The sequence below is a fragment of the Ruminococcus flavefaciens genome (assembly GCF_900119075.1).
Classification (GTDB): Bacteria; Bacillota; Clostridia; order Oscillospirales; family Ruminococcaceae; genus Ruminococcus; species Ruminococcus flavefaciens_Q.
On sequence record NZ_FPIP01000002.1, the window covers coordinates 16,566 to 39,835 of the forward strand.

Annotated in this window: 22 protein-coding genes; 8 read left to right on the forward strand and 14 right to left on the reverse strand. The window is 48.2% G+C overall.

Features of this window, described 5'->3' with window-relative positions; genetic code table 11:
* Positions 1-200: 200 nt before the first annotated feature.
* The 5 genes from BT105_RS02905 to BT105_RS02925 all read right to left on the reverse strand — a co-directional run bounded on the left by BT105_RS02905 (position 201) and on the right by BT105_RS02925 (position 3,436).
* On the reverse strand, positions 201-923 hold the full coding sequence (locus BT105_RS02905; RefSeq protein WP_072299341.1) for a hypothetical protein: 723 nt from the start codon (positions 921-923) through the stop codon (positions 201-203).
* An 11-nt stretch (positions 924-934) separates the two neighbouring features.
* Entirely contained in the window at positions 935-1,648 is a 714-nt protein-coding gene (locus BT105_RS02910) for an NAD-dependent protein deacylase (protein ID WP_072299342.1), read from the reverse strand.
* A gap of 3 nt (positions 1,649-1,651) precedes the next feature.
* Entirely contained in the window at positions 1,652-2,047 is a 396-nt protein-coding gene (locus BT105_RS02915; protein ID WP_072299343.1) for a secondary thiamine-phosphate synthase enzyme YjbQ, read from the reverse strand.
* A 397-nt stretch (positions 2,048-2,444) separates the two neighbouring features.
* Positions 2,445-3,080: an endonuclease III gene (gene nth / locus BT105_RS02920; RefSeq protein ID WP_072299344.1), complete on the reverse strand. Its 636-nt coding sequence runs from the start codon at positions 3,078-3,080 to the stop codon at positions 2,445-2,447.
* The gene (locus BT105_RS02925; RefSeq protein ID WP_072299345.1) at positions 3,077-3,436 is read right to left on the reverse strand and encodes a 6TM ABC transporter family protein; all 360 of its coding nucleotides are present in this window, start codon (positions 3,434-3,436) and stop codon (positions 3,077-3,079) included. Before BT105_RS02925 ends, nth begins: the two co-directional genes overlap by 4 nt.
* Positions 3,437-3,736: 300 nt before the next feature.
* Here BT105_RS02925 and BT105_RS02930 point away from each other — a divergent pair, with 300 nt between their 5' ends.
* Positions 3,737-5,977 carry a glycosyl hydrolase gene (locus tag BT105_RS02930; protein WP_072299346.1) on the forward strand — a complete coding sequence of 747 codons (2,241 nt, stop codon included), beginning with the start codon at positions 3,737-3,739 and terminating at the stop codon, positions 5,975-5,977.
* A gap of 70 nt (positions 5,978-6,047) precedes the next feature.
* Here BT105_RS02930 and BT105_RS02935 read toward each other — a convergent pair whose 3' ends face one another.
* Positions 6,048-6,644, reverse strand: a complete 597-nt coding sequence (locus BT105_RS02935; protein WP_072299347.1) for a cytidylate kinase-like family protein — start codon at positions 6,642-6,644, stop codon at positions 6,048-6,050.
* A 20-nt stretch (positions 6,645-6,664) separates the two neighbouring features.
* Positions 6,665-8,017, reverse strand: coding sequence for an ArsB/NhaD family transporter (locus tag BT105_RS02940; protein WP_072299348.1), 1,353 nt, complete (start codon positions 8,015-8,017; stop codon positions 6,665-6,667).
* Positions 8,018-8,493: 476 nt separating this feature from the next.
* Between BT105_RS02940 and BT105_RS02945 the strand changes: the two genes are divergently transcribed.
* From BT105_RS02945 to BT105_RS02955, 3 genes are read left to right on the forward strand one after another with little or no spacing between them, the layout of a single operon-like run.
* Positions 8,494-9,432 (forward strand): calcium/sodium antiporter, encoded by a 939-nt coding sequence (locus tag BT105_RS02945; RefSeq protein WP_072299349.1) that lies wholly within the window; start codon positions 8,494-8,496, stop codon positions 9,430-9,432.
* A gap of 13 nt (positions 9,433-9,445) precedes the next feature.
* Positions 9,446-9,826 carry a zinc ribbon domain-containing protein gene (locus BT105_RS02950; RefSeq protein WP_072299350.1) on the forward strand — a complete coding sequence of 127 codons (381 nt, stop codon included), beginning with the start codon at positions 9,446-9,448 and terminating at the stop codon, positions 9,824-9,826.
* A gap of 19 nt (positions 9,827-9,845) precedes the next feature.
* A complete protein-coding gene (locus BT105_RS02955) occupies positions 9,846-10,199 on the forward strand; it encodes a hypothetical protein (protein WP_028516170.1) in 354 nt (117 codons plus the stop codon).
* Between the two features lie 62 nt (positions 10,200-10,261).
* Here BT105_RS02955 and BT105_RS02960 read toward each other — a convergent pair whose 3' ends face one another.
* Positions 10,262-12,673: a beta-propeller domain-containing protein gene (locus BT105_RS02960; protein WP_072299351.1), complete on the reverse strand. Its 2,412-nt coding sequence runs from the start codon at positions 12,671-12,673 to the stop codon at positions 10,262-10,264.
* 19 nt (positions 12,674-12,692) lie between these two features.
* Positions 12,693-13,202 carry an RNA polymerase sigma factor gene (locus tag BT105_RS02965; RefSeq protein WP_072299352.1) on the reverse strand — a complete coding sequence of 170 codons (510 nt, stop codon included), beginning with the start codon at positions 13,200-13,202 and terminating at the stop codon, positions 12,693-12,695.
* A 339-nt stretch (positions 13,203-13,541) separates the two neighbouring features.
* Between BT105_RS02965 and BT105_RS02970 the strand changes: the two genes are divergently transcribed.
* Entirely contained in the window at positions 13,542-15,707 is a 2,166-nt protein-coding gene (locus BT105_RS02970; protein ID WP_072299353.1) for a substrate-binding domain-containing protein, read from the forward strand.
* A 234-nt stretch (positions 15,708-15,941) separates the two neighbouring features.
* Here the strand turns inward: BT105_RS02970 and BT105_RS02975 are convergent, their stop codons facing one another.
* The 4 genes from BT105_RS02975 to BT105_RS02990 all read right to left on the reverse strand — a co-directional run bounded on the left by BT105_RS02975 (position 15,942) and on the right by BT105_RS02990 (position 18,971).
* Positions 15,942-16,124, reverse strand: a complete 183-nt coding sequence (locus tag BT105_RS02975) for a hypothetical protein (protein ID WP_072299354.1) — start codon at positions 16,122-16,124, stop codon at positions 15,942-15,944.
* 147 nt (positions 16,125-16,271) lie between these two features.
* Positions 16,272-17,228, reverse strand: a complete 957-nt coding sequence (locus BT105_RS02980; RefSeq protein WP_072299355.1) for an ROK family protein — start codon at positions 17,226-17,228, stop codon at positions 16,272-16,274.
* A gap of 13 nt (positions 17,229-17,241) precedes the next feature.
* Positions 17,242-18,201, reverse strand: a complete 960-nt coding sequence (locus BT105_RS02985) for a type I phosphomannose isomerase catalytic subunit (RefSeq protein ID WP_072299356.1) — start codon at positions 18,199-18,201, stop codon at positions 17,242-17,244.
* Positions 18,198-18,971, reverse strand: coding sequence for a GH25 family lysozyme (locus tag BT105_RS02990; RefSeq protein ID WP_072299357.1), 774 nt, complete (start codon positions 18,969-18,971; stop codon positions 18,198-18,200). The genes BT105_RS02985 and BT105_RS02990 overlap by 4 nt, the downstream gene beginning before the upstream one ends.
* A 271-nt stretch (positions 18,972-19,242) precedes the next feature.
* Between BT105_RS02990 and BT105_RS02995 the strand changes: the two genes are divergently transcribed.
* Positions 19,243-19,758 (forward strand): hypothetical protein, encoded by a 516-nt coding sequence (locus tag BT105_RS02995; protein WP_072299358.1) that lies wholly within the window; start codon positions 19,243-19,245, stop codon positions 19,756-19,758.
* 32 nt (positions 19,759-19,790) lie between these two features.
* Positions 19,791-20,825, forward strand: a complete 1,035-nt coding sequence (locus BT105_RS03000; protein WP_143186535.1) for a zinc dependent phospholipase C family protein — start codon at positions 19,791-19,793, stop codon at positions 20,823-20,825.
* A gap of 273 nt (positions 20,826-21,098) precedes the next feature.
* Here BT105_RS03000 and gap read toward each other — a convergent pair whose 3' ends face one another.
* Positions 21,099-22,136: a type I glyceraldehyde-3-phosphate dehydrogenase gene (gap, locus tag BT105_RS03005; RefSeq protein WP_024861751.1), complete on the reverse strand. Its 1,038-nt coding sequence runs from the start codon at positions 22,134-22,136 to the stop codon at positions 21,099-21,101.
* A gap of 256 nt (positions 22,137-22,392) precedes the next feature.
* On the opposite strand from gap, the gene BT105_RS03010 reads away from it, so the two are divergent.
* Positions 22,393-23,139, forward strand: coding sequence for a hypothetical protein (locus BT105_RS03010; RefSeq protein WP_072299360.1), 747 nt, complete (start codon positions 22,393-22,395; stop codon positions 23,137-23,139).
* The last annotated feature ends 131 nt before the right edge of the window (positions 23,140-23,270 follow it).

Consider the following 23,270-nt stretch of genomic DNA (forward strand, 5'->3'; position numbering starts at 1 on the left):
TTATCTGGTTTTTTCGCAGATAGGGCGCTTCTGAAATAAAAAAGACCTGCAAAAATGCAGGTGCGCCCTATCTGTGAAAAAACAAAACTAAAGTTTTAGGGAGAGAGTTTGAGAGAAGCCCCTTTTTCAAAAGGGGTTCTCTCAATAATAATTATAAAACTTCTATATGAGTATCATGGTTATGCTTTCGGGATTTTTGCTTATTCAAAGGGGACAAGCTCCGTTATACATTTTTCACGCCACTGAGAGTACAGCTCGGAGCCCTGCACCAGATCCATTGCTTCTATGGCGGCAGTGTCCTGAACCTTGCTCTCATAGCTCTGTGTATAGGCGTAAACGCGGTATGGAGCGTTATTTACGATAAGGTCGACGAAGTTGTATTCTGTCTCCAATTCGGCAGGAGCGGCTTCGTCGGGAGAAGCAACGCTGACATTGCAGGCGCTGACGGGATCGGCTTCGGCTGCAAGAGAACAGAGCCGCTGTGTGTCTTCGCTGCTGAGGTCTCCAAGCTTGCTGTAGTCACCGAAAAGCATGAAATCGTCGTCGGTGTCCTCAGTCAGAACAGAAGCCAGCCAGCGGTCGTCGTCAAGCTGATAGTGCTCGGTGTATTCCTCTTCGCTTGTCCAAAGTCTGTTGAAGCGGTCGATAGTGCCCTCGTTGTGCATATAGAAGCCACACCAGACAGCTCCGTCTGATTGGATAATAAGGTCGGATTTAGTGTAGGAATTGGTATTGTATAGTCTTTCACGATAAATGATACGGCTTTCGGCGGAGCTTATTTCGGCGCTGCTTCGTGAAGTGGTCAGTTCTGCAGGTTGGGGCATAGGCGGAATAGCAGACCGTGTATCGGCACTGCTTGGCTTTCCCGAACCGCAGCCTGCCATTAGTATCGCTGATAAAGCGGCGGCTGTAAGTCGTTTCATGGGATATCCTCCTAAATACGGGAGAAGACTCCTCCTATTTTGTCGCAGATGAGCAGGTCTGCATTGCTGTCCATCTGGGTGGGAGCCATATTGATTATGACGAGGTTCTTTCCTCGGAAGTATCGGATAAGTCCTGCGGCAGGGTATACGTTCAGCGAAGTTCCGCCGATAATAAGGGTATCGGCATTGCTGATAGCGCGGACTGCTCCGTTCACGGTATTGTCGTCGAGAGATTCCTCATAGAGCACTACGTCGGGCTTTACAACGCCGCCGCATTCGCATTTTGGAACTCCCTCGGAGTTTATGATATAGTGAACGTCGTGGAATTTGCCGCATTTTGTGCAGTAATTGCGCAGGACGCTGCCGTGGAGTTCATAGACCTGCTTGCTGCCTGCCGCCTGATGAAGTCCGTCGATGTTCTGGGTAACGACAGCGGTGAGCTTGCCCTGCTTTTCCAGCTCTGCAAGCTTTATATGGGCAGCATTTGGCTTTGCGTCGAGACAGAGCATTTTTGCTCTGTAAAAGCGGTAGAACTCCTCGGTCTTTTTCATGAAGAATGTGTGGCTGAGGATAGTCTCGGGCGGATAGTCCCACTGTTGACTGTAGAGACCGTCAACGCTTCGGAAGTCGGGTATGCCGCTTTCCGTGGAGACTCCTGCGCCGCCGAAGAATACGATGTTATTTGACTCGCGGACTATCTCGGCGAGTTTTTCGATATTGTCCATAGCTTAGTCCCCCATGACCTTGACGAAGAATTTGCGTGTTCTTGGACCGTCAAACTCGCAGAAGTAGATATCCTGCCATGTGCCGAGAAGAAGCTTTCCGCCTGTGATGATGACAGTCTCGCTTGCGCCTACGGAAGAGGACTTGATATGCGCGTCGGAGTTGCCCTCGGCGTGCTTGAACGACTGTAAATCGGGGAAGAACTTGTCCATACCCTTGATGAAATCGGTCTGAACGTCGGGGTCTGCGTTTTCGTTAATGGTGATAGCGGCAGTTGTGTGAGGGCAGTAGATAATGCAGATACCCTCAAGAACGCCGCTTTCCTTAACGGCTTCTGTTACCTCGCGTGTGATATCGACAAGTCCCTCAGCAGGGGTACTTAGTTTAAAGTTGAAAAGCATATTATAACTCCTTTCGGTTTTGAAATAAACTATTGTAGGGGCTGGCGTCCTCGACAGCCCATTTAGGGACGCCCTCACTTGCAGGGCCCCCTAATCGGGTCCGTCCCCTCTGTCGCGTTGCGACATCTCCCCACACTGTGGGGAGTCACCCTCTCCCGAAAACAATTCACTGGATTGTTTTCGGAATTCACCCTTGCGGTGACTCCCTGTAGTAAAGGGAGATGTCAGCGTAGCTGACAGAGGGTACTCGCTCCTGTTAGGAGCGCCTTCGTAACTGTGGGGCTTTGCCCCACTCCCCACCAGAGACTCTGTCTCTGGACTCTGCCAAAGGAACACAGTCCCTTTGGAATCCCGTTCATGGGCTCGGCAAGAAAAAACGTCACTTCATACTTAGCTCTTAGTTCTTAGTTCTATAAAACTGGCAGAAATAATTCAGCGGACATTCCTCGCACCGTGGTTTTCGTGCGCTGCATATATCCCGTCCGAACTCCACTGTTCTGTGGCAGAAGTCCGAGGACACCTCGGGCGGTATGAGTTTCACAAGGTCTTTTTCCACCTTGGCAGGCTCTTTGTTTTTCGTAAGTCCCAATCTCCCTGTAATGCGTATGCAGTGTGTATCTGTGACCATGGCAGGCTTTCCGAAAACGTCCCCAAGCATTAAGTTTGCGGTCTTTCTGCCGATACCCGACAGCGTGAGAAGCTCCTCCATAGTGTCGGGCACCTCGCCGCCGAAGTCGTTGATAAGCTGATTCGCCATTTCTTTCAGGCTCTTTGCCTTGTTTTTATAGAAGCCGCAGGGCTTTACGTCCTGTTCGAGCTCCGCAATATCGGCATTTGCAAAGGCTTCAAGAGACGGATATTTCTTGAAAAGCGTCTCCGTGACTATATTTACACGGGCGTCGGTGCACTGAGCGGCAAGCCGCGCCGCGAACATCAGCTCATAGGGCTTTGTGTAGTTCAGCGTGCAGGCGGCGTCGGGATAGAGCTTTTCCAGCTCCTCTACAGCCAGTTTTGCTATCTCTTTTTTCGTCATTTAGCGGACTCCTTCAGCTTTTTCTGCTTTTCGAGTATACTGTCGTATACCTTGTACATCTTCTGCACCGTATTTTCGAGGAAATAGTAGTGCTTGATGTAGAACATCAGCAGTACGAGAACTATGGTCACAAGAGCGAGGACTGCAAGATTCACTTTGAATATCAGCACTGCGAAGAACACTATCAGAATGAACGCAAAGAGCATAGTCACCAGAAAATGGACGATACGCTCATGCTGCATAAAGGCTATCTTGTCCTTGTGCTCAGCCATTATTTCGTCCAGTTCCTCGGAGCTTTGGCACTTTTCAAGGCGCTCCTGAATGTATTTCATATAATTTGTAAGATATTCGGTCATTTTCTCACTCTCCCCATAGACAAAGTTAATGAAACTCTACTAAAATTATACACCTTTTTAGCAAAAATGTCAACAGAATTAATGGGAACGGCAAGAAAAAATCCTCTTATTTAACCAAAGTATGATTTAAGTATTATTTAAGTTAAATTTGAGCTATCGTACAAATAAAAATAACTCTGATTGTGCGGATATACGAAAATTTTTACGGGTATTTAAACATTTTTCTGTGATTATTGATTTTTACTGAAATAATGATATAATTAAGTTGCAAAACTATATCTAAACAGGAGGATATTAAACATGAGAACAAAAATTTTCAAGAAGGCAGGCGCGGCAGTAATGTCGGCAGCATTGCTGCTGAATACAGCCCTCTACAGCACCGCAGCAGTAACTGCGGCTGACGAGCCTATCAAGTTTGAGTTCGAGAACGCTGAGATTACAGGCACTATCTCGGTTGAAAAGGATTCAAACGCAAGCGGCGGCTCTGTCCTCAAAATGACCGAGGACGGCACTATCACAGTGAAGCTCACTGTTGAGGAGGGCGGTCCCTATAAGCTCACATTTTACGCTTTTGGTATAGGCACCGACAAGCAGCAGAATCTCAGCGTAAACGGCTCCTCGCAGGGCGCTATCGGCATTCCGCAGGGTACTGAGTATCAGCCTGTGGAGCTCACTGCTATTCCTCTCAAAGCAGGCGAGAATACTATCGTTATCGAGAAATCATGGGGCTGGTCACAGTTCGACTACCTCACAGCTGAGCCAATGTCAGGCGCCAAGATAGAAGCTAAGCAGATAACTCCCTGCGACCAGCTTGCAACTGTTGAGACACAGAGCCTCATGGCTTATCTCGCAGACAATTATGGCAAGCATATAATCTCAGGTCAGCAGGAGATATACAGCGGCGGTCCTCACGGCCTTGAGACCGAGTTCGAGTACCTCAAGGACACTACAGGTCACTATCCTGCTATCCGCGGCTTTGACTACGGTAACTTCTGCTGTCCTCTCTACGGCAGCGACGACGGCTCAACAGACCGCGTTATCGACTGGGTAAAGAACAAGGGCGGTATCGCTACCGCTTCATATCACCTCAATGTGCCGAAGGACTTCGCAAGCTACACCATAGGCACAAAAATGGACTGGGCACAGTCCACCTATACAGCTAAGGACACTGATTTTTCACCATCAAAGGCTGCTACGGCAGGCACAAAGGAAAACGAGTACTACCTCTCAACTCTGAAAACTCTCGCTAAGGAGTTCAACAAGCTTGAAGCTGAGGGAATCCCCGTTATCTGGAGACCTCTCCACGAAGCCGAGGGCGGCGGCGGTGAGAACGGCTCATGGTTCTGGTGGGGCAGAGAAGGCTCGGCAGCCTATAAGAAGCTCTGGCAGTACACCTACAATACTCTCACAAACGACCTTAACTGCCACAACCTTATCTGGGAGTGGAACAGCTATAACTTCGCAACATCAAAGGACTGGTACCCCGGCGACAACTATGTTGACATCATCGGCTACGATAAGTACAGCTGCACAGACTGGTCAACAGGCAGCGCAAGATACTACCACAACGACAGCCCGTTCTCCTCTACATTCTATGGTATCATGGAGAAATACGACAGCGCAAAGATGATATCTCTTGCCGAGAACGACAGCTTCTCAACACCCGATAAGCTTCAGGAGGAAAAGGCCGGCTGGCTTTACTTCTGTACATGGTACGACGGCGGTTCGGACAATAACAACTTCCTGTCCAACCCGACATTCAACACCAAGGAAGACACTATCGCAATGTATCAGAGCGAGTACTGCATAACTCTTGACGAGCTTCCTGCTACCCTCTACAAGAAGGATGGCGTAACTCCTCCCGATCCTTCAAAGACAACAACTTCCACGACCACAGCGACTACTACAGCAGATCCCAATGCGACAACAACTACAACTGCTTATAAGTTCGCTATCCAGAAGAAGACCGTTACTATCCCCGAGAAGCCTGCCCTTGCAGTTGGGAAGCAGATGAATATCACTATCTCAGGCGCACCTAATGCTTCTATCGGCGGTGCTATCGGCTTCGGAACAACTGCCGACGACTGGCAGAACATCGAGTGGAAGGGCAATGCCGATAAGGACGGCAAGCTCACAGTAAATGTTGACCTCAAGGAAATGCCTGATACCTTCAAGAGCTGCGAGGTGCAGGTATGGTGGTCAAATGTATGGAATGCTGCTACAGAAAAGGCTATCGACCAGCCTTACACTATTGACAGCTGCAAGGTGAATTACCTCATGGGCGGAGCACTTGAAGCCGTATGGGGTGACGCTAACTGCGATAATACAGTAGATATGAGCGATGTTGTACTCATAATGCAGGCTCTTGCAAATCCGAACAAGTACGGACTTGAGGGCACAGAAAAGACCCATATCACAGAAATGGGATGGAGATGGGCTGACGTTGATACTTCAAGCGAGGGCGTAACAGCTAATGACGCACTCCGCATACAGGAGTATCTCCTTAAAAAGGTGGCAAAACTTGATCCCACTGCAAAATAAAGCATAACAAAAGCCATAAAGGAGCGAAAGCTTCTTTATGGCTTTTTTCTTAATACTTAGTTCTGATGATTTATTCCTCGCCCATTCTTGACTTGATGTATTCCTCAAGCAGGTCTACTGTCCTGTCAAGTCCGAGACGGGAGCTGTTTATGCTCAGGTCGTAAAGACGTGAATCGCCCCAGTGACCGTCGCAGTGATAGTTGTGATAGCGCTTTCTCTTGCGGTCTTTCTTGTCGATGAACGCCTTTGCTTTGTCCTCTGTGAGGTTGTAAACGTTCATGACGCGCTTGATCTTTTCACTCATATCTCCCAGTATGAACAGCGAAACAAGGCACTTGAAATCGCGGAGCTTTGTCTCGGAGCAGCGTCCAACTACAACGAAGGATTCGCCGCTTGCAGCCTTTTCTCTCAGGAATGTGAACTGCATTTCTGCGATATTGTCCTCGATAGAGTTGCTGTAGCCGTTGACTCTGCGTGAAAGCAGATGATTCTTTGGCTTTTCGTTGTACTTCTCAATCTCATCGGGCGTAAGACCAGTTTTGTCTGCGATCTCGGTGATGAGATGACGGTCGTATATCGGGATATTGAAGCGCTTGGCAAGCTGCTCGGCAATAGCCTTGCCGCCGCTTCCGAACTCTCGACCTACTGAAATGATTACCTGTGACATATATATTCCCCCTTATTGAATTATAAATAACGAACAAATAAATAAACAGTTGATATTGCGAGTACTATGACTGTGGCAGGAGCGAGCTTCTTGCAGTATCTGCCCCAGCCGATAGGATAGCCGTTTTTCTGTGCAACGGAGGTTCCAACAACGTTTGCGGAAGCTCCGATAGGAGTAGCGCTGCCGCCGATATCAGTACCCATTGCAAGTCCCCATGCCAGAGTTGAGATAGGAACTCCCGAGGTCTCTGCAAGGCTCTGAATGATAGGCACCATTGTAGCCGCAAACGGGATATTGTCCACAAATGCGCTTGCGATAGCCGATACCCAGAGTATGATAGCCAGCATGAGCATTACGTTGCCGCCGCTGATGTCGCCGATGAAGTTTGCTATAAGCTTGAGTATGCCTGTTTCTTCAAGTCCGCTTACCACGATGAACAGACCGATGAAGAAGATGAGAGTTTTGTAGTCGACTTTCTTGATAAGCTCCAGTGCGTGCTTACCAAAGGCGATAAGTGTGATAGCAGCTATGAAAAGTCCGATAGTTGCTACGGTGAGGTGAGTTGTTGCGTGAGTGATGAGCAGGATAACTGCCAGTGCGAAGATTATACTGCTGATAATGAAGTCCTTTTTATTGGTGATAGCCTCTGAGGGCTTAGGGAACTTGCTCATATCAACCTTTTCCTTGCCGCTGCCTGCTATCTCCTTGCGGAAAGCAAAGAACAGGAACAGAACGGATACTGTCAGCGAGATAGCTGCGCAGAGACCTGTGTTTGTAAGGAAGTCGAAGAATGAGAAGCCCAGTGAAGTACCGATGATGATGTTCGGAGGATCTCCGCACATTGTTGCCGAACCGCCTAAGTTCGCGCAGAATATCTCGGAAAGTATCATAGGTACGGGATTGAATTTGAGCAGAGAAGAAAGCTCGATAGTAACTGCCGCAAGGAACATGATAACGGTGATACTGTCGATGAACATCGAGAGAACTGCCGACATTATCATGAAAGTGATGAAAATGGGGACTGTCTTGCATTTTACGAGATAGGCTATCTTCATGCAGAGCCAGCGGAAGAAGCCTGCCTTAGCCATGCCCTCTACCATTACCATCATACCTGCGATGAAGATGATAGTCGCCCAGTTTATGCCCTTGCTTTCACTTTCCGTGACCTGATACCAGAAGTCCTTTGTAGCAAAGCTTTTAATGGCGAGAGTATCCATAACAGCGCTGCCGCTGCGCATACAGATACCGAATACAACGACAAGGGTGAGGATACCGCTGCCGAGTGTGACGTAGTGCCGCTCTATCTTGTCGAGAACTATCATGATGAACATTCCCACGAAGATGATAACGGCGAAGATCTGTGCTGCTGTCATATAAACCTCCATGTTCGCGGTGAACTACCGCATAATTGTTCTTCCTATTAAATAGGAAAAAATATACCAATCCGAATTATAGCACAAATGGAGGAGCAATTCAATACAAATATTGTTTTTTTTCGGCAGAAATCAAATTTTGGACAGGCTGTTGGAAATTGACGAAAAATGCGATTATTTTTAGTCAGACTGTCAAGGCAGGGGCGGTTTTAGTTGAGAGTTGAGAGTGCAGAGTTGAGAGTTTATGTGTTCGCTTCGCTCACAAATTATAATAATGTCTCCGCAGGAGACACCATAACTCTTAACTCTCAATTCTCAACTCTCAACTGAAAAATATCCGCAGGATATTTTTTCGCCGTGGGTATTGCAAATAGTCAGAAGATGTGGTATAATAAGATATGCAGCCAAAAGACTTCTGAGCTTGTAACAGGTTCAACGGAACTTATAATAGGCGCTGCATGGGAGAGAATGGATAAATGCTAAAGTATATTTTGCTCGTAGGCGGATTTGTGCTTCTTATCAAGGGCGCGGACTTCTTCGTTGACGGAAGCTCTGCGGTAGCCAAACGGCTCAAGGTGCCGTCACTTATCATCGGAATGACCATAGTTGCCATGGGTACGAGCCTGCCCGAGACCTCGGTCAGCGTAAGCGCCTCGGTGCTGGGAAAGAACGACCTCGCCATAAGCAACGCCGTGGGCTCGAACATATTCAACCTCATGGTGGTCTGCGGAGTCTGTTCACTGCTGTGTCCTATGGCAGTCGGCAGGGAGACCTTGAAAAAAGACCTGCCCTTTTCCATAATAGTTGCAGGAGTTCTTCTGGGACTTGGCACATTCACGGGAACGGTTATGCGCTGGGGCGGAGCTGTACTCCTTGCGTTGTTTGTGTTCTTCCTGTACATGATGATAAGCTCTGCGAAAAAAGCCCGTGCTTCGGGAGAACAGACCGACGAGGACGAGTATAAGATAATGCCCGTATGGAAATGCCTGCTGTGTATCATAGGCGGCGGAGCTGCCATAGCTGTGGGCGGAAAAATGGTAGTCGAGGGCGCTTCCGATATCGCAAGAACTTTCGGTATGTCGGACAACCTTATCGGCATGACTATAGTTGCTTTGGGAACAAGCCTGCCCGAGCTTGTTACTTCAATCGTTGCGGCTCGAAAGGGCGAGGTGGACATGGCACTGGGAAATGTTGTGGGCTCGAATGTGTTCAATATCCTGTTTGTGCTTGGAATAGCTGCTGTTATCTCACCTATGGCATATACCATTGAAAATGCCATAGATACGGCAGTTCTCATTGCTATGAGCCTGCTGGTGCTTCTTCTGTGCGCACCTAAAAAGAAACTTGTGCTCTGGCACGGTGCAGTAATGCTGGCGGTTTATGCAGGCTACACTGCTTATATTTTTGTGAGATAAAGGGGAGAGGAATATGTATTGCTCAAATTGCGGCTCGATAATGGACGACAGACAGGCTTTCTGTCCGTTTTGTTCGACTCCGAATCCGAATTACCGTCAGAACGTTCCGCCGCCTCAGTACGGACCTTATAATTACGGTCCGCCGCAATTCTACCGCGACGTATCGCCTTATTCGCCCTATAATGTGAATCCCGAGAACGAGCCTGCGGAAACGCCTCTTCTGGTCTTTTCTGCAATTGAGCCGATAATAGGACTTATCGCAGGCATAGCAAGTCTCAGCAGGCACGAAAAACGTGCAGGAAGGGCTTATCTGCTGGCGGCAGGAATAAGCTTCGGCGTAAGAGTATTGATCGTAATAATGTACGTGGTTTTCAGCGTATTGTTGATATCATGAAGAATAAGGGGGAAAGATAATGACCTGTAAACACTGCGGAGCTTCCATATCCGAGCATGACGTAAAATGTCCATACTGCGACAGCTACATAGACCATGGCACGGCAAATAACAGCTATAATAACGGTGCGCCTATGCAGAACAGGCAGGCTTTCCGCGTTCAGGGACCTGACGAACCGCAGCCGATATTTATCGTTATTTCCCTTTTGATACCGCTTTTCGGCTTCATAATCGGAGCTGTGAATATCTCAGGGGGACACCCCAAGAGCGGAAGGCTTTACCTGATACTCGGTGCGGTATCGTTTTTCCTTTTGTTCTGCGGAACATTCATGTTCCCAATGATGTTTATGCTGCCGTTTTTCCACATGAAATGAGCAAAGCTCCCGTGTCTGAACACGGGAGCTTTTTATAGTTTTCAGATCGCTGACAGCTCAGATCAGAATACGAGTTCGTCTGTGATGTCAAGTGTGTGGATATCGGAAGCTACGAACTTGTTTGCAGCAAGGGTGTAGACGTAGTCGCCTATATATACTGCACGGTTGTAGAATGAAACATAATAAATATATGCATCATTGTTTTCACTTACCGATGTGACATCGCCCTTTTGTACGAATTTGCCGTCCTCAAAGCTGAAGAATATATACGATGAGGTATACTTCTGATCGCTGCTGTAACCGTCGTTGTGGTAGGTATATTCATCGAGCTCGACAGGTACGCCGATGAGGTTCTTTTCGGGAGCTATGAGCAGAGCCTTTCTGTCCCACTGAGCAGATGAGCTGTAGTATTTCTCGGTCTTGCCGTCAAGGTCGTCCCAGTCATAGTCGTAAAGCATATCGTTTTTCCATGTAACTGTGTCAACTGCCTTTACATTGTTCGGATCGGAGTTGTCAAACATAGTCAGCTTGATACCTGTTATTCTGCCGTCGTCGTCGGCGTCATTGCCGAAGCCGAGAAGAAGTCCGTCGTTCCATGACTGCATATATGAGCTGAATCCGTTTATTTTCAGCTCGCTGAGAACTACAGGATTTGCAGGATCGCTGAGGTCTATAGCGTACAGGGGATCAGTCTGGCGGAATGTAACGATATAAGCCATATTTCCGCTGAAGCTTGCGGACTTGACCTGCTCGTTGATACCGAGACCGTCTACCATGCCAACCATGTTCATATCCATATCGAGAACATAGACTCTGTTGTCCTGTTTTACTGTCTCATAGGTGTAATAGCCGTTGTTTTCGCCCTTTATCCTGTCCCATAAGCCGTCGATGAACCCTTCGTCGTCCGAGTATCTGTGGAAGGTCTCCTTCATCTCGGTATAGCTTGCGGCAACGCGGAAGTAGCCGTTGTACTCGCTCATCGAGAACTGATCTTTTACATAGCCGTCTATGGTACAGCCTGCCTGGGGCTCGATATTTCCGTCCTTTATGGAGATACGTGTGATGTCGGTAGTGTTTCCGTTTTCCCAGCGTCCTGCCGCAGAGTAGAGATTATCTGCCGAGCAGTATATACAACCGCTGTGATCTGCCAGAGTCTTTATGTCCTTGACCTTGGGAGCGCCTGACTTGTTGAGGTCTATGCTGCCGATAATGCTGTAGTTCAGCCAAAATGCCGAATCAAACTCGCTCGGGAGCAGTATATCCTCAGCTTCGACAGCTCCGAAGGTCTTTGACATACCGTAGCAGGGGATATACTTTCTGATATTGTCGCTGCCGCCGATCTCCTCAAAGCTGCAAGTGCTATATTCTGAGATAAGGAACATATATCCGTCGGGGGATATCCTTACGTCGTTGTAATAGCCGTCCTGCTTGTAGGTATCAATGAGCTTTGGCTCATCGCCTGTTGTGTAGAACGAAACGAAGGTATGTGTATAGTAGTAGTTATCTGACTCATCGCAATAGCTGTCAGTGCCCAGTATAGCTATCATATCATTGTAGATATACATATCTGTGATATTGATATTCTCGTTATCTCCGAAGTCACTGTTGAGCTCGATGGAGGTATGACCTGTGAACTTGCCGTCCTTTACATCAGCAACGCGGAGAAAGTTACTGAATACCTGATCTTTGTTGGGAGCTGAGCCGATGTAGTAGATACGCTTGCCGTCAGTCTTGACGATATCGGCTTCGAGGACGTCCTGCTCCTGATAGTAGGTATCGGAGTGCTCGGGATCAGCCTCTGTAGTGGGCTCCTCTGTGGGGGCTTCTGTTGTTGTCTCAGTGGTGGGCTCTGTAGAAGGCTCGGTTGTCGTTTCGATAACAGGCTCGGTCTTTGGCTCTGTGGGGAGCTCTCCTTCAACGAGAGGCACTTCGGGTTCAGTGTCGCCGCCTGCGCCGAGACCGCCGCCCTTGGCGTCAGTGGAGCCTGTATATTCGCCGCCGTTGGTCATTGGCGCTTCGGCAGATGATACAGTCTCTTCATCAGCCTCTTCCATTACGAAGTCATCGCTTTTGTATTTGTTTTGTTCTTTTTCGCTTTTGAGCTTTGCTTCCTTGAACATGGTATATATCTGGTCGTAGTTCTTGGCGCCGCTCATATAGCTTGCCTGCTTCTTTATCTCTGTGTCTTTTTCGGCAGGCTTTGTGCCTGTCTCGCTGCTGTCCTGCTGTACAGGAGCTTCCGAGACGGTGGCATTCTTATTATTAAACTTTCCGTTGTTCAGTGAATATACGGCAGTTCCTCCGATAACAGTGCAGGCAGCCGCAGCAGCTGCTATTCTTCCTGCCATGGAAATACCGCTTCTCTTTTTCTTTGGTGCTTCATTATCAAGCATTATCTTTATATTTTCGGGCTTGAGCCTGTCGGGAACGGGCTCTGACTTCATCTGCTCTCTGAGCTTATCATCGTTATTCATGTTGATTCTCCTTTCACGATCATAATTCGGGAGTCAGTTCAAGGCGCAGTCTCTGCTTTATGCGCGACAGCTTTGAGCGTACCGTACCCGACCTGATACCGCACATACGCGATATCTCGTCGCTTGTATAGCCGCCCAGCACTGACATTGAAAGCAGCAGCCTTGATTCGTCGTCCAGCTTGTCCACAGCTTCGCGGAGCTCCACCGACTCGAAGCTGAAGCCCTCCGAAAGGGGAGAGTCGTCGCTGAGCTCGTCGGCAGGCTCGAAATACGAGCGCTGTTTACGTTTTATTTTAGCAGCGAGGATAGACATGATCCAGCTTTTGAAGCTTTCAGGACTGCGTAATTTTTTTATGGAGCAAAAAGCGTCCAGAACAGTATCGCTTACCGCGTCGGCAGCGTCATGGGAGCTTCGCAGACTGTATAGGGCTATATGGTAAAGGTCCTCGTATACTGTAGCGTAGAGTCTTGCGAAAGCTTCGGTGTTGCCCTGTCGGGCGAGATCGACGTCATTAGAAAAGTCGTTCATGCGAATCCCTCCTTTGAATCCGAATTCATAACATAAGTGTCGAGAAAGGTAAAAATTGCTGCAAAGAAGCTTGAAATTCTGCTCTTTGCACAAAAAGAATGCCTTTTCATTATGCATTATAACGATATATAAATATTCAACCCACAAAAATGCGCTTTTGGTGGAAAAAACGCAGGAAACTTCATTGACATTTCTTAATAAATAATGTATAATATATGTAACTTCTATTGCTCCATATCTGAAATTATACATTAAAACACTGTGAAAGTAAAGGATTTCCGCACAAAAACCGAGCGAGCGGATATGTGCGTCCCTGAAAATCAATAACGGGGTGGGAACATGGTAAGAAAAAAGAGAATGATTTTCGGCGTTGTTGCAGCAGAAGCCAACAGCATCGAACAGAGACAGGTCATAAAGGGCATTGCCCGTTTTGACCAGTGTATCGGAGTAGACACTGTCGTTTTTTCAAACAATTACAATCCTAACGTCAAGGAAAAGGAGCTTTTCTGCGAAAACAGGATATACGACCTGATACTCTCCGACGAGCTTGACGGCTTGATACTGCTCTCAGAATCTTTTGTCAATGAGGATCTGAAAAAGCTTATTGCCGACCTTATATCGCGCAAAAATATTCCTATCGTAGTTGTGGGTACTTATATCGCGGAGCTTGACCTTCCTAACTGTACCTTTATAAATACCAGCGACGAGAACGACATGGAGGATATCACAGACCATCTTATGGACGTTCACGGCTTTACGGAAATAGATATCCTCACAGGCTATGACTTTATAAAAGCCTCCAGTCTCCGCGTAAACGGCTACAGAAAGTCCCTTGAAAAGCACGGCATAGAATTTGACGAGAGCCGCGTTCACTACGGAAACTACTGGATGAATTCAGGCGAGGAGCTTGCCGAGCGCTATCACAGCGGCGAGCTGAAGCTCCCTCAGGCTATAATCTGCGCAAACGACTACATGGCTTACGGACTTATCGACAAGTTCGACGAGCTGGGAATAAAAATACCCGAGGACGTTACGGTAGTGGGCTATGAGTACATAGGCGACCGCTTCATGCACACCCCTCTGCTGACGACCTATAAGCGAAACCGCGAGACCATAGGCGAGGACGCCGCAAATATGGTCTACAGCCGCATAAAGAAGAGGGAGTTCCTCTTTGCTCCGCCTCAGGGTGAGATAATCTGCGGAACAAGCTGTACCTGCGGAGTTGACCGCAGGATATACACTACCGAGCTGAAAAACGCAAGGCAGAAAAAAGAATACGACAACTGGAACCTGTTCAATCCTCTCGACCAGAAGCTGACAGAGTGCCGTACTCTCAACGAGTTCGTTGATATCTGCGGTCAGTTCCACTGGCAGGTCAGAGGTATACAGAGCTTTTACCTGTGCCTTTACAAGAACTGGTACGACAGCGACGCAGAGCTCAGTGATATACTCTCCTGTCAGAGCATGGTCAACTGGGACGACAAGACGCCCTTTGATATGCAGAAGTACAACTTCTCGGCGCTTCTTGCCCAGAATTATGAGCCTGCAATATACTATTTCAATCCGCTTTTCTTCAATGACCGCCTATTCGGTCATCTGGTGCTCAAATTCCACGATCCCGATACCTACGACGATATCTACAGAAACTGGCTGAAATCCGTTTCAAACGGTCTGGAATTCCTCCGTATGAAGAACGATATCCAGTATCTGACGCAGTGCCAGAACCTCTCAGACCTGCGCGATACTCTCACGGGTATGTACAACGAGACAGGAATGAGAAAGGCATACCACACCATAGACTTTGAGAATCAGGAGCACTGCCTTGTTATGATGAGGATAGGCATATCCAATGCAGGCTTCTATGAGCTCAGCGGCAAGATACCTGCTATCATGGACGCCGCCGAGGCTGTCAAGCAGTTCTGCGGAAGCAACGATATCTGCGGCAGAGTCAACGATAATACATTCGCCTGCATAATCAGCGGCGAGAACGATATAGAGCTCCTTGAAAACAGGCTCAATTCAATAATGCTCCAGCACGGAGTTTATATCGACCAGTATGGACTGGATTCCTTCGTCTGCGCGGCTGTGAAGTGCACAGAGAAGTCCTATACACGTATCACAGGTATCTGCTCCGATATTCTTGCGGAGCGCCAGCGCGAGAAAATGGAGATGCGTATGCGTCCACACTACGAGGATATGCTCCATATCAGAAGCTATATCTACAGCAATCCGCAGGACAGCTTTGAGTCGGAGAAGCTCCAGAAGCTCTATCCCTACAGCGCAGGACATCTCCGCGAGGTATACAAGAAGTGCTTCGGCGTAAGCATACATAAGGACTGCATAAACGCACGTATGGCAAAGGCGACCTACTGCCTGACGGTAACACCGCTGAGTATGGCGGAAATTGCTGAGCAGTGCGGCTATGTGGACAGCAAGTATTTCCTGAGACAGTTCCTTGCAACAGTTGGCGTAACGCCGAACCAATACCGTAATATGGCGAAGTAGGCAGCGTGACGCTGCACCCTTGCCACGCTGCAAGCTGAGCCAGCTCGACCGCTTCCACGTTGCGAGCTGAGCCAGCTCGACCGCTTCCACGTTGCCGCTCGTAAACTCGCTCACGATCATCAAAAACGATAATCGTACATCGCTTACAGCACTTTTTGTATAGGCGGCGTGAATATCAAACAATAAAAACAGACCCCCGAAAGCAATTGCTTTCGGGGTGCTTTTGAGTGCATATCAGGATTTATCGTGTTTCTTGGGGAGTATTCCTGAAACAAAACATACTATTGCCCCTGCAAATAATAACAATATTGTCCATTTCGGAACAGGAATGCCTGAAATTAAAAACGTCAGCATGATGATCAAGGCGGCAATTTCAATAGCTATGCCTGTTTTTGCGGCTATATTAAGTTTTTTCATGTGTTTTTCTCCTTGGTTCCGGGGTTTTATACTGAAATTATAACCTGAAAACGTGGATATGTCAACAAAAAAGCCACTGCACGGAAAATGCTGTGGCTTTTTTTCATTATTTAACGGGCTGATGTAGGCATCAGCCCCTACAGAAAATCAGCCGTTTGCGCGTCCGAGGAATGCTGCACCTATAATACCTGCGTCGTTGCCAAGCTTTGCAATAACTATCTCGGTATTCTTAGGTGAGTTGCGTGTGTAAACTTCCTTTGCAACAAGCTCCTTCATAGGCAGGAGAAGCGGATCTCCCTCGTTGCAGACACCGCCGCCGATACAGAGTATATCGGGCTGGAAGATATTGATAGTATTTGTGATACCTGCTGCGAGGTACTTGATGTACTTGTCAACAACAGCCTTTGCGTACTTGTCGCCTGCTCTCATGCAGTCGAATGATGTGCGTGCTGTTACCTTGCCCTTTTCCTTTTCGGACTGAGCCATAATGCAGTCAGGGTGCTCTGCGATAGCTTCCTTTGTCATGCGGATAAGACCTGTAGCTGAGGAATAAGCCTCGAAACAGCCCTTTCTGCCGCATGAGCACTGAGCACCGTCAACTTCGATAACAGTGTGGCCTATCTCAGCGCCTGCAAAGTTAGAGCCTGAGTATATCTTGCCGTCGATGATGATACCGCCGCCGACGCCTGTGCCGAGAGTGATACATACTGCGTTCTTAGCGCCCTTTGCAGCACCTGCTACGAACTCGCCGTAAGCTGCTGCGTTAGCGTCGTTCTCGATGAATACGGGCTTGTCGATAGTCTCCTGTATGTACTTTACCATAGGAGTGTTCTTGAAGCCGAGGTTGTTTGAATACTCGATGATACCTGTCTCGCTGTTTGCGATACCCGGTGTACCAACGCCTATCCACTCTATCTGGTCGATAGTGAGGTTTGCGTTCTTGACAGCCTCAAGAGCCATTCTTGCCATATCGTCTGCGATCTCCTTTTCGGGACGAGGGCAGTTTGTCTTGGTGCTTGCCTTTGCGATGATGTTGTATTCCTCGTCAACTACACCTGCAACGATGTTTGTGCCGCCGAGGTCGATACCTACGTAATATTTCATGTTTATATCCTCCTTATTGGATAGTTGTGACTATTATATCACAATTTCCTTTTATAGCAAATGCGCCTGTTCCTGCGGGAACAAAAACGCTTGAGCCCATAGTAAGCGGTAATGTGTAATTATCAGCGATTAGCTCGCCGCCGCTGCCGCCTATCATCAGAACGTGAGCAAAGGAGTTTTTATCTGCATAGAGCTCCAGCTCCTTGATTATCCTGTGGCGGTTTACATTGAAGTACTCGCAGTCTGCGAGAAGCTGAGTGACAACGCCGTCAAGCTCCATGCCGTAAACAGGGCTTTTCGGCTCGGCAGGGACTGTATTGGTAACGTCCAGTGCCTTTTCGATGTGGAGCTTGCGGGGCTTGCCGTCAGCGCCCAGCCTGCCGTAGTCGTAAACTCGGTAGGTGACGTTGGAACTCTGCTGTATCTCGGCAATGAGAATGCCCTTGCCGATAGCATGGAGCGTCCCCGGCTTTATGAAGAAAACGTCGCCCTGACGGACAGGAACGCGGTTCACCTTGTCCATGAGGGTGTTGTCCTCGATAGCCTGTCGGAACTCCTCTTTGGTGAGCTCCTCCTTGAAGCCGTATATCAGCTCCGAACCGATGTCAGCGGAGATAACGTACCACATCTCGGTCTTGCCGCTGTCGTTTTCGTGCTTGCGTGCGTAGTCGTTGTCGGGGTGTACCTGAACGGACAGGTCTTTTTCTGCGTCGATGAGCTTTACCAGCACGGGAAAGCTGTCGCCGCTTTTAAAGCTGCTGCCTACAGCCTCGGGGTGTTCGCTTATGAAGCTGCTGAGCTTCATGCCGTCGAAGTCGCCGCCGCTTATGGTGCACTCGCCGTCGGGGTGACAGCTGAGCTCCCAGCTCTCGGCGAGGCGTTCAGTATCGCTTTCCTTGCCGAAAACAGTGCGGAGCTTTGTACCGCCCCATATATAATCCTTGATAGGTGCTTTCAGAAAAAATGGTCTCACGTTGCTGCCTTTCTTGTGGAAACCGCGGGATTATCCGCTTTTTTAGTGGTTTTTGCAAATTCTCTCTTGAAGTCCTCCTCAGAGCCGTTGTACACATTGAAATCGATATGCTCCTCGTCGCCGTTATAGCCTGTGAGAGTGCCCTTGTCGCTGTACTGCCAGAATTTCCAGTCCATAAGGTCGGGCTCGAAGCCCACGCTTCTTATCCACATGGGATAGTCGGAGAAGTTTTCCCTTACGTATCGGAAATAAACGGGGAGAGTAGTGTATATTATGGGCTTTACGCCGTAATAGGCTTCAAGCCTGCTGAGAAGAGGCTTCAGTATGCTTTCTGCTTCTGCCTGTGAGGGCTTGTTTTTGCGCTTGTCGCCGTAGTATTCGATATCCACAACGGGGGGCATATCTATCTCATCTCTGCCGACAGCGGAGATGAAGTTGTCAGCCTGAGTATCGCCTGCGCTGTCAAAGCTGAAAAAGTGATACGCCGAAACCTTTATGCCTGTGCCTGCGGCACGGTCGAGGTTGCGCCTTACGGACTCGTCAGTGTGACCGCTGCCCTCGGTAGCCTTTATAAAGGCGAAGGAAACGTTCTGTGATTCGAGCTCCTGCCAGTTGATATTGCCCTGATAGTTTGATACGTCAACGCCGAAAACGGGATATTTAGCCTTGTTTACCTTAGCTGTGGAAAACAGCATAGCGCCTGCCGCTGCGGCTGTCATAAAAACTGAGCCCAGCAGGGTACAAAGGATATTACGTTTTAAGGTCTTCATATACGGGCAACACCTTCCATAGCGGCGCTCCCGAAAGGGAACGGAGCAAAAAAGTCATACTCTATTATAATAAACTAAAACGCTGAAATAGTCAAGAGTTTTCGTGAAATTCCGTTGCAGAACTTAGAACTGAAAAACAAGAACTAAGCTGCAGGGGACGCCGTACTCGGCGTCCTGTTGTTTGCTGGCGTTGTGATTTTTAATGTGTATTGACATATCTGCGGAAAAATGATAGAATTTTCTTGATAAAGCATAATTGGAGGCACATATCATGGATTTTGAAGAAGAATACAAACAGAACAGGACGCAGATGAAAAAAATAAAAAAAGAAGACACCATGATACTTATAGTATTTGCGGCGAATGTAGCTATGTCGCTGTGGATGCTGGTGGCATTTGTACTAACGTTTAACAAGGCGGCGCTCCTGACCGCAGTTCTTGGGCTGGCTGCTTCGGCAGTTGGTTTTCTCAGCGCATACAGGAAGGACTCAGGTCTTGCTATAGCGGCAGGAGTGCTTCTCTTTGCGGAGATATCAGCTCTGTTCTTTTCTGATGGTATTTCGCTCTTGGGAATTTTGGAGATAGGCGTATTCGGGTGGTTCGCTGCCAGAAACTTCATGAATATAAAGAAATACAGGTGGCTCGAACAGCAGGACGGTTTTCCGCAGTTTGAGCCTAAGCTGAAAGAGTACGACATGGACAGAGTACAGCGAGACATAAAGGATCCTTACGCCCGTAAAATGGAGGAAAGGCAGAGTAACTCCTCGGTCAGTATGGAGGAGTTATGAGCTGTCAGCTAAGAGACTGAAAGGAGCGATATATGCAGAATAAATGGAAACAAGCCGCCGCGGAGCTTCAACGGCTCGCCGACAGCTACTCGGCAGAAAAAATTCTGCCGCCAAGTGAAATACATCAGGAGATACTAATTCGCGCATTGAAGCTTCTCGGGGAGGTCTCCCCACAGGCAGAAGCGCTGATACGCCCGAATTTAAGGATAATGCTGCCCTATACCATAATTGCCGATGTTAAGGGCGACCGTGAAAACGGCGCAGGCAGGCATTATTACTGCGGCTGCGCTACCAACGGCAAACCGCAGAAGACTGTTCGCGGCTATTATAAAAACGGAAAAGACCTTTTCGCAAAGAGCGCCCGAACCATGTTCGAGGAGGACTACACCATGGCGCTGACAATGCACTGCGGCGGCTTCGTGAAGCATGGCGCAGTCTATCTTGCCCGTGCCGTCCATATGCTGGCTGATATGTGCTGTCTGCCCCATGCGGCGAAAATGACCTATTTTTCCAGCAAGCGCAGTATCCACATGAGCTATGAGAACCTCGCCCGTGCCATGTATCCCGAGTTTATTCCCGAGCAGCACATCAAATACGAACAGCTCCGCCGCTTTGCCAAGAGAAGCAGCTTCACCGCGGCTCTGAACAAAAATACAGCTGCCATATGCGGCGAGATACCTGAGATATTTACAGCTCCAGAGGCAGAGATAAAGCACCGCCTTTACGATACGGAGGCAGCAGTTGCGGCACTTCTGTACCGATTCTACCGCGATACAAGTGTAGACGCTATCCACGGTCACTATGTCGCCGACGGTATGACCTGCCGTCCCTTTGCGGACTTCCCAACCCTTGAAATAAGGCTTACCGAGCATGGTATCACTTTTGAATTTGAGGGCGTTCCCGTCAATACCCGTTTCGGCAGCGCTTTCCGCGCCGCTCACCGTTTTGAGGGGCGTTTTACTCTCGCACCTGTGGGAAATACCAACGGACTTGTGCTCTCTCGCAGAAAAAACGGGCTTGTGCCCTTTGATCCCCGTGATATGGAGCAGATGTTTACTATTTTGTAGAGCTAAGAGCTAAGAACTAAGAGCTAAGAGCTAAGAACTAAGTAGGGGCGCCGTTTCGGCGCCCGTTAATTACGTTGCAAACAAAATTGTGTCTGTAGGGGCTGATGCCCACATCAGCCCGTTTTATCTATACAATACTTACGGGGCGATGTAGGCATCGCCCCCTACATTGTGTTCGCGTTCATGCAATAATTATGCATTATGAATTATGAATTACAAATTAAAAAGGGCGTTCGTGATGAACGCCCTTTGATATTGCATTAGTTTCAGCTATTAGCCGAGCTCTGCAAAGTACTTGATTGTTCTTACCATCTGTGATGTGTAAGAATTCTCGTTGTCGTACCATGAAACAACCTGTACCTCGTAGAGGCCGTCACCGATCTCAGCAACCATTGTCTGTGTAGCATCGAAGAGTGAACCGAATCTCATGCCGATAACGTCAGAAGAAACGATCTGATCCTCGTTGTAACCGAATGACTCGGAAGCAGCAGCCTTCATAGCAGCGTTGATGCCTTCCTTAGTTACGTTGCTGCCCTTAACAACAGCTGTGAGGATTGTTGTAGAACCTGTTGGAACAGGAACTCTCTGTGCAGAGCCGATGAGCTTGCCGTTGAGCTCTGGGATTACAAGACCGATTGCCTTAGCAGCACCTGTGCTGTTAGGAACGATGTTTGCAGCACCAGCTCTTGCTCTTCTGAAGTCGCCCTTTCTGTGAGGACCGTCGAGGATCATCTGATCGCCTGTGTAAGCGTGGATTGTGCTCATGATACCGCTCTGGATAGGAGCATAATCGTTAAGAGCCTTAGCCATAGGAGCGAGGCAGTTTGTTGTGCATGAAGCAGCTGAGATGATCTTGTCATCCTTTGTAAGAGTCTTCTCGTTTACGCTGTAAACGATTGTAGGAAGATCGTTACCAGCAGGAGCTGAGATAACAACCTTCTTAGCGCCAGCGTCGATATGAGCCTGTGACTTGTCCTTTGAGCAGTAGAAACCTGTGCACTCGAGAACAACGTCAACGCCGATCTCGCCCCATGGGAGCTCTGCAGCGTTAGCCTTAGCGTAGATTGTAAGAGTCTTGCCGTCTACAGTGATTGTGCCCTTCTCATCGTCTGCTGAAACAGTGTGAAGATTCTCACCGATCTTTCCGCAGTAACCGCCCTGAGCTGTATCATACTTGAGAAGCTGAGCGAGCATTGAAGGCTTTGTAAGGTCGTTGATTGCAACTACCTCATAACCTGGAGCATCAAACATCTGTCTGAATGCAAGACGACCGATACGGCCGAAACCATTAATAGCAACTTTAACTGACATTGGATATACCTCCTAAAAATTTGTATGAATTAATTATACCCCAACTCGGAAATTTTTTCAAGTGGTTCGATAAAAAAATAACAGAATTTTCTATAAAAGCACAGATTGTATAAAACGAGCGCTGTTGAAACGAAAAATTTTGTCAGCATTTTACTGTGTCAAAACGACTCTGTAACTATTTCTTTTTTTACTCAAATGGTGTATAATATATACATATAATATGTCTCTGCACTTTTGCGGAGAGACTGGAGATATTATGGATAAAAACAATGACTTCGGTGAATTTTTCGGCAGTCCCTTTGCTGCGGAGCTCATAAGCAGCACGGAAAATGTGATAAGACGCTCTGTTTCGGGGATAGCGGCTTCCTGCGAGAGCCTGCGCGAGTCGGCAGGCAAAAAGCGCTCAAAGCAGGATATACAGCTTATCAACGGTATTATGGAGATGTGCTGCGACCTTATGCGCAGTGCTCAGCTCAGCAAGGCGCTTACGGCTGAAAGGCTGACCGACGATGATATGTGTACGGTCAGGGCGGACGCCTTTCTCAGGGACTTCGCGGCAGGCTGCGAGGAGGCTTCAAGGGGCAGATGCACTGTAACAGTGGGTGAGACCTCGCTATCTTATATCAGGACTGACAGGGAGGTTCTTCGGTTCCTGCTGCTGAGCTTTGTGAGAAGGCTCACCGCAGGCGGCGAGGGCGGAAAAAACGCCTTTGAGGTGTCCTGCGGGGAGAAGTTGAAAACTTTAAACATTTCTGTCAGGGCTTTGGGGACATTTGTGGACGAAGCCCATGTGGGACAGACCGACATTTTTGATTCCCGTTATCGTGAAGTATGCATGGGCTTTGCTGAGCGCATAGGCGCCTGCGCAGAGCTCTCGGACAATGTGCTGACAGTGGAAATTCCGCTTAGTGACGGCAATAGCATGGCTGTGGCAGAGGCGGCATCGGCAGAGCCCGAGAGGGACAGCTTCGATCCCTTCGGCGTTATGCTCGGCAATATGTGAAGCTCAGTGTGACAGGATTGTGACAATTTCGTAAAACTAAGCAATATTGACAGAATAATCTGAAAATTTTGTTGACATTATTCAAAAAAAGTTGTATAATAAAAATGTTGAAAGATCTCAGCGAAAAATTC

What these genes read in the sequence shown, in the direction of transcription:
- BT105_RS02995 (WP_072299358.1), top strand. Translation starts at nt 19,243, where the DNA reads ATGGATTTTGAAGAAGAATACAAACAGAACAGGACGCAGATGAAAAAA.
- BT105_RS02965 (WP_072299352.1), bottom strand. Translation starts at nt 13,202, where the DNA reads ATGAACGACTTTTCTAATGACGTCGATCTCGCCCGACAGGGCAACACC.
- BT105_RS02980 (WP_072299355.1), bottom strand. Translation starts at nt 17,228, where the DNA reads ATGAAATATTACGTAGGTATCGACCTCGGCGGCACAAACATCGTTGCA.
- BT105_RS02945 (WP_072299349.1), top strand. Translation starts at nt 8,494, where the DNA reads ATGCTAAAGTATATTTTGCTCGTAGGCGGATTTGTGCTTCTTATCAAG.
- BT105_RS02915 (WP_072299343.1), bottom strand. Translation starts at nt 2,047, where the DNA reads ATGCTTTTCAACTTTAAACTAAGTACCCCTGCTGAGGGACTTGTCGAT.
- BT105_RS02955 (WP_028516170.1), top strand. Translation starts at nt 9,846, where the DNA reads ATGACCTGTAAACACTGCGGAGCTTCCATATCCGAGCATGACGTAAAA.
- BT105_RS02930 (WP_072299346.1), top strand. Translation starts at nt 3,737, where the DNA reads ATGAGAACAAAAATTTTCAAGAAGGCAGGCGCGGCAGTAATGTCGGCA.
- BT105_RS02910 (WP_072299342.1), bottom strand. Translation starts at nt 1,648, where the DNA reads ATGGACAATATCGAAAAACTCGCCGAGATAGTCCGCGAGTCAAATAAC.
- nth (WP_072299344.1), bottom strand. Translation starts at nt 3,080, where the DNA reads ATGACGAAAAAAGAGATAGCAAAACTGGCTGTAGAGGAGCTGGAAAAG.
- BT105_RS02975 (WP_072299354.1), bottom strand. Translation starts at nt 16,124, where the DNA reads ATGAAAAAACTTAATATAGCCGCAAAAACAGGCATAGCTATTGAAATT.
- BT105_RS02970 (WP_072299353.1), top strand. Translation starts at nt 13,542, where the DNA reads ATGGTAAGAAAAAAGAGAATGATTTTCGGCGTTGTTGCAGCAGAAGCC.
- BT105_RS02950 (WP_072299350.1), top strand. Translation starts at nt 9,446, where the DNA reads ATGTATTGCTCAAATTGCGGCTCGATAATGGACGACAGACAGGCTTTC.
- BT105_RS02940 (WP_072299348.1), bottom strand. Translation starts at nt 8,017, where the DNA reads ATGACAGCAGCACAGATCTTCGCCGTTATCATCTTCGTGGGAATGTTC.
- BT105_RS02960 (WP_072299351.1), bottom strand. Translation starts at nt 12,673, where the DNA reads ATGAATAACGATGATAAGCTCAGAGAGCAGATGAAGTCAGAGCCCGTT.
- gap (WP_024861751.1), bottom strand. Translation starts at nt 22,136, where the DNA reads ATGTCAGTTAAAGTTGCTATTAATGGTTTCGGCCGTATCGGTCGTCTT.
- BT105_RS02935 (WP_072299347.1), bottom strand. Translation starts at nt 6,644, where the DNA reads ATGTCACAGGTAATCATTTCAGTAGGTCGAGAGTTCGGAAGCGGCGGC.
- BT105_RS03010 (WP_072299360.1), top strand. Translation starts at nt 22,393, where the DNA reads ATGGATAAAAACAATGACTTCGGTGAATTTTTCGGCAGTCCCTTTGCT.
- BT105_RS03000 (WP_143186535.1), top strand. Translation starts at nt 19,791, where the DNA reads ATGCAGAATAAATGGAAACAAGCCGCCGCGGAGCTTCAACGGCTCGCC.
- BT105_RS02925 (WP_072299345.1), bottom strand. Translation starts at nt 3,436, where the DNA reads ATGACCGAATATCTTACAAATTATATGAAATACATTCAGGAGCGCCTT.
- BT105_RS02905 (WP_072299341.1), bottom strand. Translation starts at nt 923, where the DNA reads ATGAAACGACTTACAGCCGCCGCTTTATCAGCGATACTAATGGCAGGC.
- BT105_RS02990 (WP_072299357.1), bottom strand. Translation starts at nt 18,971, where the DNA reads ATGAAGACCTTAAAACGTAATATCCTTTGTACCCTGCTGGGCTCAGTT.